The following is a 12,732-nucleotide window of genomic DNA, read 5'->3' on the forward strand; positions in this document are numbered from 1 at the left end:
TTCCCTTCGCTTAGCCTTTTACCGATCCAATCATCGTTCCTTTCTCGAAGTATTTCAGCAGGAAAGGATATACGACAAGCACGGGCAATGTGCACACGATTACGGATGCCATCTTCAGGCTCTCGGGAGCCGGAGGGATCATATTCGTTGCCGTCGTAAACGCATCTACCTTGTTTTCGATTAGAATTTGCCGGACGACCTGCTGCAGGACAAACTTCGACTGGTCGGTCACGTACAGCAAATTGTCCATAAACGCGTTGATATGGTGAACCATGGACCACAGCCCGATCGTAACAAGCGGCGGAATCGAGAGCGGCAGCACGATGCGGAACAAAATCCCGATATCTCTGGCTCCGTCGATCCGGGCTGCTTCAATCAAGGCATCGGGAAGCGACCGGAAGAAAGATAACATGACCAGAACCTGAAAGGCATTTGCCGCCGTAGGCAGCACATAGACCCAAAGGGAGTTAAGCAAATGCAAATCCTTCATCAGCAAATAATGAGGCACGATCCCTCCGTCAAAAATCATGGTGAAGAGCAGAAGCAAAGTAAGGAGCCGTTTGACGGGAAAATCGGGACGCGACAACGGATAAGCCGCGCAGACGGTAACGAGCAGCGTGAGAGCCGTGCCCACCACCATCCGGAAAATCGTATTCGAGTAGCCGGACCAGATAAACGGATAATTAAGCAGCTCCCGGTAAGCCGTCCACTGGATATCCCGCGGGAAGAAATGGAACCCGCTCCGGAGCGCTTCCCCGCGTCCGCTGAACGAAACGGCTATGACATGGATAAACGGATACACAACAATTACCGCGAGTGAGGCCAATACAAAATAAATGAGGCCGGGGGCAATACGTTCCTGCCATCTTGTCGCCTTCATGACAAACTTCCTCCTGTCCCTACCATAATCCGCTCTCTCCCCGGCTCATTTTCCGTACAAGCAAATTGGCGCCGAGAATAAGCAGAAGGCCGACCAGCGACTTGAACAGACCAATCGCCGCCGTGTAGCTGTATTGGAACTGCTGCAGGCCTACCCGGTAGACATAAGTATCGATCACATCGCCGGTTTCAAACGTAACCGGGTTAAGCAGGTTGATGATCTGTTCGAAATTCGCGCTTAAGAACCCGCCGAGACTTAGAATAAACATAATCGCGATTGTAGGCATAATCGACGGAATATTGATCTTAATCATCCGCTGCCAGCGGTTGGCGCCATCGATAATCGCGGACTCCTGAAGCTCCGGGTTGATCCCGGTCAAGGCGGCGAAATAGATAATGGAGCCCCAGCCCAGATCCTTCAGAATCGCGGAAATAACAACAATGGAGCGGAAATACTCCTTTTTCCCCATATAGAAGACAGGCTCTACCCCAAACCATCCCATGATTTCAGCCAAGACTCCGGTCGTTGGCGATAAAAAGTAAATAATAAGCCCCGACATGATGACCCACGATACAAAGTGGGGCAAATACATCGTCATCTGAATAAAACGCTGGAAGTAGCGCGACCGGACCTCGTTAAGCAGCAGCGCCAAAATGATCGGTGCCGGGAAAGCAAAAATAAGCAGATACAGATTAAGAAGCAGCGTATTTTTAAGGAGACGGTAAAAGTCGCTGTTCTGGAACAGCTCTTGGAAATGCTGCAGCCCTACCCAAGGACTTCCCCAAATGCCGTCCACCACTTTGAAATCCTTGAACGCAATGATCACGCCATACAGCGGACCGTATTTGAAAATGAAGAAAAAGAGAAACGAAAACAGAAATAACGAGAGCAGCTCTCCGTGCCTGCGTATAGTCTTCATGCCACACTTCCTTGCAACCTTGCCCGGTCCGCCCGCAAGAGCTGGCATCAGCCCTTGCGGGTCCGCGGAGCCGGCCGGTTAATTTTTGAATTGCGCCTGGTACAGCTCGTTGGCTTCTTTCGTTAACTCGTCGCCGCCTCTAGCCTTCCATTCCGTTACGAACTTATCGAAGTCGTCAAGCGGAATTTCACCGCTAATAATCTGGGCGAAATACTTCTGCATAAGCGCTGTCAGGTCAGCCTTGTATTTGCCGTCGGACGGCAATGCCGAGAAGAGCAGCGCATCCGTTAAGTTCGGCGCGGACGAATACGTTTTGATCGCTTCGTTCAGCTTCGGATTCGAATACTTCTCGCGGTACGCCTGCGTCGTAATGTTGCCAAGCGAGAAGAGGCGGATTCCTTCCTGGTCGCGCTGCTCCTGCTTCTCGAACGAAGGAAGGAACTTGGTTGCTCCCGATGCGGCTCCGCTCTCCGCAAAGTCCCAATGCGTACCTTTCACGCCAAGGCTGGTCATGTTGATCGTCTCTTCGTCGCTGCTTTCCGCGCGGAGAATTTCGTACAGCTTATCGAGCTTCTCAGGCTGATCCTTCACCTTGCTGCCGATTACGACAAAGTTGCTCTTCACACCCCAGTCCCAAGATCCGTCGCCGCCCGGGCCTTTCGGATTTTTCGAGAAGACAAGCTCCGCATTAGGACTTAAGGATTTCATCTCCGTTACGGTGCCGCCTTCCGGAAGCGCGCCTTTGGCGATTTGCTCTTCAATAACGCCAATCCGGTTGTTGTACAGCTTCTTGCGGTAAGAATCCTGCGTATCGGTTATAAATTCAGGGTCAATGACTCCATCCGCATACCATTGCCGCAGCTTCGCCAATGCTTCCTTCGTCTCCGGCATAACGGAGCCGTTTACGATCTCGCCGTTTTTCTCATGCCACATCGTTGGCTCCACGCCAAACGCCCCAAAGATCGAGTAGAAGCCGGAAGACCAGGTGGAGGTTGCCGTGCCCGTCAAACCGTACGTATCTTTTTTGCCGTTCTTATCCGGATCCTTCTGCGCAAAGGCGTATACCGCCTGCTCGAATTCATCCAGCGTCTCCGGCACCTTCGTTATGCCGACATTATTCAACCAATCCTTGCGCCAAAGCATTCCCAAATCATAAGGCTTCAAATCGATAAACATCGGAATCGCCCACAGCTGATCATTAAAGGTAACAGTCTGGAACAGCTTGCTTTTTTTCTCGATATCGGCATAGTATTCCGGCATCTTTTCCTTCAATTGATTAGGATCAATGCTCATTAATACGCCTTGGTTCTGATAAGCCGATACGTTAGCCGGATCTCCCAGCATGAAGATATCCGGAACATCGCCGGAAGCGATACTGGCATCGGTTACTTTCACCGGCTTGATCTTGACGTTGAATTTCTGTTCCAGCCATTTCTGAACTTCGGTGTTCTCAACGACGCCCGCAGCCTGGAAATGGATGCCCCATGTAATTTCAATCGGCTTTGCGTTTGCTTCTTTTGTTTCCGTTGGCTCGGATGTGCCTGCGCTTGGGCTAGCCGAAGAATCCGTTGTTTTATTATTATTAGTAGCGTTATTCGAGTTGGAGCTGCAGCCCGCGAGTAATCCCGCAGCTACGATTGCCGCGAGTGCGGCCTTGCCCATTGTCTGTCGTTTCATTTGCAATTCAATCTCCCCCTATTGATTCGGTATAATGGACCGCATCCAGGCTCTGGCTCCCGGCCGGGTTATGGGAGCGGTTACAATATTTACGATAGCCTTCTCCGCCGGCGTTCTCAATCCTCTATTACGATTCTCTTTTATGTTTTTCCGCTTTTGTACCGTTTGGATGGCCTTATGTTTTTCTCTTTTTTGTATGTTTTTCGCGTATTTCCTTTCCAAGGAGGGCAACTGTGATATAATCCCCGTATTAGCGCCGGATGCTTGGCGCTTCAATATGTAAGCGCAATCATTGAGACAAGGAGTGAATGCAATGCCGGGCTCAATCAAGCAGAACAGCATGTTCGTGAAGCAGCTTCTTTCCTTAACCGCTATTGCCGTTATCACGGTTGTCCTTATTGCATCCGTTACTTATTCCATCTCGGCAGACAACAGTATTCAAAATGCGATTACATACAACGAATCCGTCCTTACCCAGCAGCAAGAGCTCATCCACAAAGAACTAACCTCCATTAAATATAACGCTTCAAGCATGATCGCGACCCAAACGTATCTTTACCAAATGAAAGGGAGCAAGCTTAGCGTCAGCTCCCTCATTGACTTAACCGGCTTTGTTGCCGAACAGAAAAAAATCAGTCCTTACATCGATTCCATCTATATCTATTACGCTCCGCTGGAGCTTGTCCTGACCTCGCGGCAGGAGATCCGGACTTCCCCCATTTCCACCTTCGCGGACCGGTCCTGGCTGGATACGTGGAAGCAGCCTTCGGCAAGCCGCTCGGTCTGGATTACCGGGAGACAGGACGGCTTTTCCCCCGACCATTCCGCTGCCAGCTTACTTCAAAAAATGCCGCTGATCGGCCAAGTCAACGGCGCTATTGTGATCAACTTGAAGCTGGATCTGCTGTTTAACGATTATTTGAGCCACTACCATAATAAAAAAGGCACCACTCTTGTTCTTGGAGCAAACTCCGAGCTGCTCTATACCGATGCGGCCGACGGAGATCGGCTAATGAAGGCCGTTAATCTTAGCCGTCTAAACGCGGAAAGCGGCTCCTATATCGATGACTCCGACCGGATCATCTCCTACACAACCTCCGAGCTGACAGGCTGGAAGTTTATCGACGTCACGGAGAAGTCCACCCTTCTGCAAGGGATGGGGCGTATCAAAGTAATTGTGGTTAGCGTAGCCGCGGCTTATCTGACAGCCGCTATCGCAATCTCCTTTTTCGTGTCCAGAAGATTGTACCGTCCTCTCCACAGCGTCATCTCTTATATTGAGAATGCCGCGCATGACCAGCGGGATGGTGCAATCAAGCCTCTTCCAACCGGAGACGAGGCGGGCTTTATCCGGCAGCGGTTCGAGCAGATGATCCGCAGCTGGGAGATTCTCGCCAAGGAGAAAAGGAAGGTTGATTCTCTGCTCACCGACAACCGTACGGCTATTAAAGAAAAGTACTTGAACGATCTGATCCAAGGCGGTGAAGGAAACGGGCAAGCCGTGGAGCTGCTTGGACTGCGGCTTGATTTTTCCCGGTTTGCCTTGCTTACGCTGGAGCTGGAGGAGCCTTATCCCGTAAAGGACGATCCTTTTCATTTCCACCTGCTGCGTTACGGATTTATGGATGAACTAGGCGCGGATATCAACGGAGAGGTATTTGCCAAGGATGATAAGAGGACGGTTATCCTCTTGGCTGTTCCGCCCGAAAACGACGAATTCCCTCTGGAATATGCCAAGAGGCTGAAACAGCATATGCTCACCAGGTATGGATTAACGGTTACGATTGCTGTCAGCCGAATCTGCACGGGAGAGGAATCGGTCCGGCTGGCTTACGAGGATACGATTGCCGTCTTGAACCTGAAGATCTATATCGGTAAAGGCGAGGTATTGCCCTACTCGATCTTGGGCGATTGGCAGGCGGAGGAAGAAGAAGCTTATTACTATCCCTATGATCTGGAAGCAAAGCTGCAGCAGGCGTTGCTTCAGACGGATAAAGGGCAGTGCTTCGATACCCTCCGGGAAATCACCGGGACCGCGATAGACAAGAAGCTGAGCAAAGCCAATATCCAGCAGCTGTTCTTCCAGCTGAGCGGCGAGATTGTCAAAACTCTTGTCCAATCCCGGGGGGATATTGCCGCCGTATTCGGCAGCCGTGCTGCTTATGCCGATCTTATAGCACGCGCCGAGACGCTGAAGGATATGGAAAAATGTCTGATCGAAATGTGCGATAGAATTATCGACTACCATCGCGAGAAGCGTTCCAAAATGACGGACGTAACCTTGCAGCTTGCCATCGACTACATGGATGCGAATTTCAATAACAACATTTCCGTAGATACCGTTGCCGAATACGTGGAACGCAGCTCCTCTTACTTAAGCCGTATTTTTAAAGAATCCATGGGTATGACCATCAATGACTATTTGATTCAGCTGCGCATAAGGAGAGCTACGGAGCTGCTTGGGCAGGTCAACCTGTCCATTGAAGAGATCTGTCACGAGATTGGGTACGCCAATGTCAGCTACTTCAATAAGATCTTTAAAGCCCGTACGGGGCTTACGCCCGGGCAATACCGACAGCAGCATGCGGCGGAGAAGCTGCTCTCGCAAGGATGAAGAGAAAAAATAACAAAAGGTCTGCCCAAGAGCAGACCTTAAAGAATAACCATCAATTAAATCGCGCTGACGACTTCCGTATTCTGAACCAATGCAACCAGGTAAGCCAGCGTTAATCCTTGACCCCAGCCTTGCACCCGCTTCTTGGAAATCACCTTGTAGTCATCCGCCGAATACATAACCGCCGTGCCGGCGGATACATTGCGGACCGAACCGTCATCGTCGATATTGGCACGAATGCCTTCATAAGCTTTGGCCATATAATTCTGATGCAGCGGATGCGCGTAAATCGTCAGGGCTGCGGCAATGCCGGCGGAAGCCGAGGTTTCCTCGTACGAGGTCTCGTCATTCAAGATCGTACGCCACAAGCCGTCCGGCGACTGCAGTCTGACCAGGGAGCTTAACTGATCGCCAAGCGCTCCGCCAAGCTGCATCCACATCGGCATAAACGGATTAAGCATTTTATGAGCCTGCGCCATCGTATAGGCAGCCCATGCGTTCGCTCTGCCCCAATAGATGCCGGACAGGTGATCCCCTCTCACATTGTCCCATGCGTGGTAGAACAGATTCGTCTTTGTATCCTGCAAATATTCTTCATGCCAGTAGAACTGGTTAAGCGCATCGTCGATATATTCCTTCTTGTCCAGCTTGAAGCCAAGTCTCAGCAGGAAATACGCCGCCATAAACAACGTATCCGCCCACGCCTGCTCGGGAAAATCGTTTTTGGACGATACGGTATGCTGGAATACGCCTTCTCCAAACCGGATCGCGTCCTTGCGCAAATATTCGGCTTTCATTAGAGCGAGATCCAGGTATTTCTGGTCGCCTGTCGCTTCATGCAGCGTTAACATCGTATGCCCCATGGCACAAGAATTAACCATTAAAGCCGGAAGCCCCAGCTCCAAATATTCGTCCACCCATTTCACCAGAAAATCAATATACTCCTGATTTTTCGTTACTTCCCAAGCTTTGCTGATGCCGTAAAAGGCAACTCCGCAAGACCAGTTCCATGTAAAATCCATATTCATCGTTCTGCGTACGACAAGGTCGATCAGCTCTAATACTTCCTCTTGGTTCACTTCAAATTTTTTCATTGTCCAAACCTCCGTCTGAAATCGCTCTCATACCCCAAGAGTAGCATGAATTTTGCAAGGATTTCTCCGCATATATGGACAAATACTGCTTAAACCCCGCAAATATTGATATAATGAGCTTACGATTGTCCGTGAAAGGAGCTCATCTCATTATGACGATTACCTCGCTTCCCAATATCCTTCGGTTCGGTTCGATCAGCGAACCGTTATGGATCGAATTCGACCGGAGAATCGGCTACCATTCCATGGACACTACCCATTATCATCGTTCATATGAATTCTTTTACCTGTACAGCGGCGAGAGAAAGTTTTTTATACGCGATTCCGTTTATCAGATTCAGTCGGGTGATCTTATCCTCGTAAACACCAATGACGTCCACCGGACCTCCGAGCTAAGCCAGCCCAATCACGAGCGGATTGTCTTGCATTACGACCTGCCGTTCTTTGACGGTTTATCGCGGGAGGAGACCGAACTGCTGCTGTCCCCTTTTGCTTCCGCGCATCCAATCATCAAGCTTAATCTGCAGGAACGGATGCATTTGGAGGCTTTGTTCGAATCCCTGCTTCGCGAGCTGCAGGAATGTCCACCCGGTTATCAGCTGCATGTCCGTAACATGGCCACCGAGATTCTGTTATTCACGGCCCGGCATGCCTTAAAACGCAAATCGCTGCCAAGCATTGAGCTTACCCCTGTTCAGCAAAAGGTCACGGATATTATCCGGCACATTAACCAGCACTTTAGGGAACCTTTGCCTCTTGATGAATTGGCCAAGCAATTCTTCATAAGCAAGGGACATCTCAGCCGCGTCTTTAAGGAGGTTACCGGCTTTGGCTTCAGCCAATACATCAACGTTACCCGGATCAAGGAAGCTGAGCTTCTGCTGAAAGAAACGGATTGGAGCATCACTCAAATTTCCGAGCGTTGCGGCTTCGAGAACTTTTCCCACTTCGGCAAGGTGTTTAAGGAGTTGTCCGGACTCTCCCCCCGAGACTATCGGAAGCTGGAGCAGAACCAAAAATAACGGTTAAGCAGCTGCTTAACCGTTATTGAAAATGCGAGATATAATCATGCGGCGTTGTGCCGTAAACGCTCTTGAAATGTTTATTCAGATGGGTCAAATCCACGAATCCGCACGCCGCTACCGCGGAATAAATATCCTTGCTGCTTTCGATAAGCTGCTTGGCCCTTTCGATCTTACTGTTAAGAAAATATTGATACGGTGAAATCCCGGTATGCGCCTTGAATAATCGGATAAACTGGAACTTCGATAAATCAAGTTCCCTGCTAATGTCATCCAGCTTCAGAACATGATCCAGATTATCGTGAATTCTGTCCTTCGCTTTTCGAATCAAGGCATGATCCGTTCTCTTGCCGTATTGCGAAAGACTGGAATCGGCAAGGCGATCCGTTAGAGCAAGCAATAACTCGCTGCACAACGCTTCATCTTTTTCGCTTAAGATGGCATTCGTTAAATTAAGGACCCTATGCTCCAGCTCCGGGTCATACACGATAGGATTCGAAAACCGCATAATCTCCTTCTTCTCCATAACCTCCAGCAGCAGCTGCGGCTCAATGTACAGCATAACGTAATCAAGCCCCGCCTCGTCATGCGCCATTCCGTCATGCGTCTGCTCCGGATGAAACAGCATAATGCCGCTCTTATGGGATAATTGCAGGCTGCCGTCCAGGTTATAACGTTGAATGCCGCGCAAGGTAACGCCGATCGCATATTCCTGATGGGCATGCTTCTTATATTTAAACTCCGTCATTGTTGCGGATAATGCGGTAATGCCGGCCGACTTTTTATAAATAAACCTTTCCATCTTACTCACCTCGCAAAGCTATACCCAAATCATAACGGCAGCGTAAGCTAAAAATAAAGCCATAACCAGATTAGCACCCGTATGGTGTTTCTGCAAAAACGTTTTAAAAACCGTCCCGAAAAGAACCCATGTAAAAAAGGCCGAAAACCCAATTAAAGTGATGGCTGCAACACCAACGGACACACCCGTAAACCCGCTGTAAGTGGGCAAAATAAACGCCGGGATGACGGTTAAGGCAAACAGCACGGTCTTGGGATTCAAGAACTGCAGCAGGACGCCGAATCGAAAAGTGGCATTCTGGTTTACGTCCGATTCCGAATGATGGCTTCGGACCATCCGGTAAGCGAGATAGACCATATAGGCGCTTCCGATAACCTGAAGGACCGTAATAAACTTGGGCATTACCGACAGCAGCACCGAATTTAATGCGGCCGAACAGACAAGCAGCAAACCAAAGCCAATCGTCGATCCATAAGAGAAGATCATCGCCTTTTTCGTTCCCGCGTTTTTGACGGTAGACAAAATTAAAATATTCGTAGGTCCCGGTGTAAACGTTGCAACCAGGCAATAAACAAAAAAAGATGTAGTATCCATGAGAAGCCGCTCCTTTCACGCTCTTCTCATATCCTACATCCGATTGGAAATTGCCTATAGTATATTATTGCAGCTTATTCTAAGCCTTTGTGCTTCATAAATAAAGTGGAATTGATGACCAGCCCCTCGTCAGGCTGTGTCCGTCCAAGGATATGCCATCCTTGGCAACGAAGAACCTCTTCATCAATCGCTTCATACATAATCTGTTTCATACCCTCCGCCGTTCGCATAGCGACCAGGGGATCCGAGGCAGTGCGGCTTATCTGTTCCAGCACGGCTTGCTTGTTTCTCACAAGACTAGCGACAAAAATCCGCTTGTATGGGCCGTAATCGTAATAGGCGCCATTCTCCAATACAACCTTAACTTTGGATCCGAGACCCATGTGCTCGAGCAGCGAGCAAGAAGCTTCGTAAGCCACCGCATCCTTCTCCAGGCAGACAACCTCCACATCGGCTAACAAATAAAAGATAATCGGGCTTAACGGCATCGGCCCGCTGCCTACAAACACAACGGGAGATTGCTCCAGGCGGCTATCCGGATCAGTGAAGCGGCGAAGGGTATCCAGTTCCTGCTTAACCAGCGCTATGTAAACCGGCCAATTCGGGAGATTTTTAATGGCATCCAAGCCGGAATCCTGCGCTTTGCAGGCCTGCCTGGAGTCGCTGAGCTCCGTCAGAAACTCGGCTTCCGAGAGCTTATCCTGCAGCTGCCGCTGATGCGTTTGAATATATTCGTTGCTCAAAACGGCTTGTACCTCCTCCGGCAAATAACGGGAACGCAGCTGGGCGAAAATACGGCTAATAACGCTTGTTACCAATTGATTAGCCGGAGACAAATCTATTTCCTTCTGAAGAAGCTCGTTGGCTTCGCGGATAAAAGCAATAAAATCGTCAACGACCTGCCATCTAGGCAGGCTTCCCGCAGATGCTGCCGTACCCGTAGAATAAACCTCCATTTACGCAACTCTCCTTCTTCCCCGCATATATTCGAAATATATTCATACCGCCCGGGATGTAGAAGGGAATTGAGACAAACCGGTTTATTCCGACAAGAAAACAAGGCATCCTTGATCCCGATAAACAGGAGCCGGATGCCTTGTTTCTAGCCTTTAGTTACGCCCAAATACCTTAAACTCCCATAAGGAATAGCCGTACATTGTACCTCTTTGCGTTCCATACATCCGCACGTAACGGGCTGTTGTTTCATCAAAGTTAACAATGTCGGTGCCTCCGTCGCCGGAAGTTGTGCTATAAACGTCGGTCCAATTCTGGCCGTCATCCGACACCTGAATCTTGTAGGCTCTGCCGTAAGCGACCTCCCAATCCAGCTTGACGCGGCTGATCGGGCTTGGAGCGCCAAGATCGACCTGAATCCACTGCGGATCGGAAGAGTCGGAAGCCCAGCGGGTCTGCCCGTTTCCGTCATTGGCATCCGCTGCCGGATGCGAGCTCTCCGAAGAGGAAGCGGTGATCGCTTTGCCTTGGGCCAGTTCCGTCAGCTCCGGTCCATCCGGCGGCGTAAGGTTCAGCTCCGGATTGGAGAGATCCAGCTTATACATCATCTGATTATAGTTGTAACGCGGCATGGCAGGCGCTTTCGTAAACGTATTGGTGAAGGTAGCCTCGAAATAGAGGTAACGCCCGCCATCCTTGATGAAATACTCATGCTGGGAAGGGTTATAGAAAGAGTATTCGTTATGGGTAATAATTTTCTTTGCCACTTTCCATGGTCCGTTAGGCGCAGGCGCTTCCGCGAACCAGATTTCGCCCAGCAGGGACGTCTTGCCGAATTTCTCCTGTCCAATCATGACATAGCTATGGCGGTATTCATTCCATTCGACGGAGCTTTGGGCAATTTGAACCTCATCGCCCGAATCGACATCCTTCAATTGGAAATATCGTTCATCATCCGCCTTGATCAAGCCTAATCCAATCAGTTCTTTCTCCTTTTCCTGCGTAAGCATTTGCGTGTTTTTCTTCCAGCCCCATACCAGCTTGCCTTCAGCGTCACGCTCAAGCTGCGTGTTCGCCCCGGCATAAGTCGTCCCTGGCGCAAGCGGGGTAAAATACTCGTATTGGGTGTAATCCATAATGGCATCCATCTTCGCCTCTACCCGAATATTCGGATACTCGTATTGCGTGAAAATATAATACCCTTTGCCGCCATCCTCGTAATACGTTCCTTGACCGCCCATTCCCGCGTAACGCCAATCGCTGGTACCCGGAAATTGGACCAGCTGCTCGAACTCTTGCTTTTCGTCATTAAAGATCAGAATGCCGAAAGAACGAGGGTTAGGATCATGCGTACTATAAGCGGCAAGCAGCCGTTCCTCGCCGTTATTGTCCTTGACGGTCATCAGACCGAATATCCAGGCGATATTCGCACCGTCCGGAAGCGGCGGCACTAGGCTTTTCGCAAAGCCGTCCTCGCGCGTAATATAGTCGAGGTCGACGCCAACATCGAGATCCAGCCCTTGCTCCGGCAGCTTTGAAGTAGCTCCCGTCACCCGGAAGTTCCCAAGCGGATAGGAAGGCCGATCCGTATCGCCCCAGAACCAGTACAGCTTATTCTTGTATTTAATGGTCTGCACGGAGTCCTGGCCCATCACTTTCCCGTTCAAGAGCGGTTCTTCAATCGGCGGCGTCTCGCCAAGCATGACGGTATCCCTGTAAATGCCTTGTCCGGTTACCCGGTATAGCCGTTCCGCAAGATTGATCCGGTTCATCTGGATGGTCACATTTCCACCAGGCGTTACGTCCACCGCTTGACCGCGGTAACCAAACATATCCGTCGGAACCTCGTAGCCATGACTGGCTATATGAAAAAATACCGTTTGATTCATAAGCCCCGGCTCGTCAAAAGCAACGTTGCCGGCGCTGTCCGTATAGTAACGGATGTTGTTCGTCGTCTTCAGCTCCACCGCCGGAATTCCTCTTCCGGTTTCCGCGTCTACGACGTGAATTTTGAACAGCTCCTGATTATAGACCTGGCTTTGCGCCGGCTTATCGGTACCGCTTGCCCCTGCTGCACCGGCCGCTACGAAGGTTCCCGGGAGAAGCGCTGCAACCAGCATAACGCCCGCCATGATTCGAACGCGTAATCTCATTCCCATGCCGTAATCTCCTCCAT

Annotated in this window: 10 protein-coding genes; 2 read left to right on the forward strand and 8 right to left on the reverse strand. The window is 50.1% G+C overall.

What is annotated here, in order from left to right:
- Window positions 1-10: 10 nt before the first annotated feature.
- The 3 genes from PJDR2_RS21060 to PJDR2_RS21070 form a co-directional block, all read right to left on the reverse strand.
- The gene (locus tag PJDR2_RS21060) at window positions 11-880 is read right to left on the reverse strand and encodes a carbohydrate ABC transporter permease (protein ID WP_015845748.1); all 870 of its coding nucleotides are present in this window, start codon (window positions 878-880) and stop codon (window positions 11-13) included.
- A 19-nt stretch (window positions 881-899) separates the two neighbouring features.
- Entirely contained in the window at window positions 900-1,799 is a 900-nt protein-coding gene (locus PJDR2_RS21065) for an ABC transporter permease (RefSeq protein ID WP_015845749.1), read from the reverse strand.
- Window positions 1,800-1,877: 78 nt separating this feature from the next.
- Window positions 1,878-3,476: an extracellular solute-binding protein gene (locus PJDR2_RS21070; protein WP_015845750.1), complete on the reverse strand. Its 1,599-nt coding sequence runs from the start codon at window positions 3,474-3,476 to the stop codon at window positions 1,878-1,880.
- A 313-nt stretch (window positions 3,477-3,789) separates the two neighbouring features.
- Between PJDR2_RS21070 and PJDR2_RS21075 the strand changes: the two genes are divergently transcribed.
- Window positions 3,790-6,090 carry a helix-turn-helix domain-containing protein gene (locus tag PJDR2_RS21075; protein WP_015845751.1) on the forward strand — a complete coding sequence of 767 codons (2,301 nt, stop codon included), beginning with the start codon at window positions 3,790-3,792 and terminating at the stop codon, window positions 6,088-6,090.
- A 56-nt stretch (window positions 6,091-6,146) separates the two neighbouring features.
- Here the strand turns inward: PJDR2_RS21075 and PJDR2_RS21080 are convergent, their stop codons facing one another.
- Entirely contained in the window at window positions 6,147-7,184 is a 1,038-nt protein-coding gene (locus tag PJDR2_RS21080; protein WP_015845752.1) for a glycoside hydrolase family 88/105 protein, read from the reverse strand.
- Window positions 7,185-7,336: 152 nt separating this feature from the next.
- Here PJDR2_RS21080 and PJDR2_RS21085 point away from each other — a divergent pair, with 152 nt between their 5' ends.
- Window positions 7,337-8,206 carry an AraC family transcriptional regulator gene (locus PJDR2_RS21085; RefSeq protein ID WP_015845753.1) on the forward strand — a complete coding sequence of 290 codons (870 nt, stop codon included), beginning with the start codon at window positions 7,337-7,339 and terminating at the stop codon, window positions 8,204-8,206.
- Window positions 8,207-8,228: 22 nt separating this feature from the next.
- Here PJDR2_RS21085 and PJDR2_RS21090 read toward each other — a convergent pair whose 3' ends face one another.
- The 4 genes from PJDR2_RS21090 to PJDR2_RS21105 form a co-directional block, all read right to left on the reverse strand.
- Complete coding sequence (locus tag PJDR2_RS21090; RefSeq protein ID WP_015845754.1) at window positions 8,229-9,008, reverse strand: AraC family transcriptional regulator; 780 nt, start codon at window positions 9,006-9,008, stop codon at window positions 8,229-8,231.
- 18 nt (window positions 9,009-9,026) lie between these two features.
- Window positions 9,027-9,602, reverse strand: a complete 576-nt coding sequence (locus PJDR2_RS21095) for a LysE family translocator (protein ID WP_015845755.1) — start codon at window positions 9,600-9,602, stop codon at window positions 9,027-9,029.
- A gap of 74 nt (window positions 9,603-9,676) precedes the next feature.
- Window positions 9,677-10,558, reverse strand: a complete 882-nt coding sequence (locus tag PJDR2_RS21100; protein ID WP_015845756.1) for a nicotianamine synthase family protein — start codon at window positions 10,556-10,558, stop codon at window positions 9,677-9,679.
- Window positions 10,559-10,711: 153 nt separating this feature from the next.
- Window positions 10,712-12,715, reverse strand: coding sequence for a discoidin domain-containing protein (locus tag PJDR2_RS21105; protein WP_015845757.1), 2,004 nt, complete (start codon window positions 12,713-12,715; stop codon window positions 10,712-10,714).
- Window positions 12,716-12,732: the final 17 nt, after the last annotated feature.

It is taken from the genome of Paenibacillus sp. JDR-2 (assembly GCF_000023585.1).
GTDB lineage: Bacteria > Bacillota > Bacilli > Paenibacillales > Paenibacillaceae > Pristimantibacillus.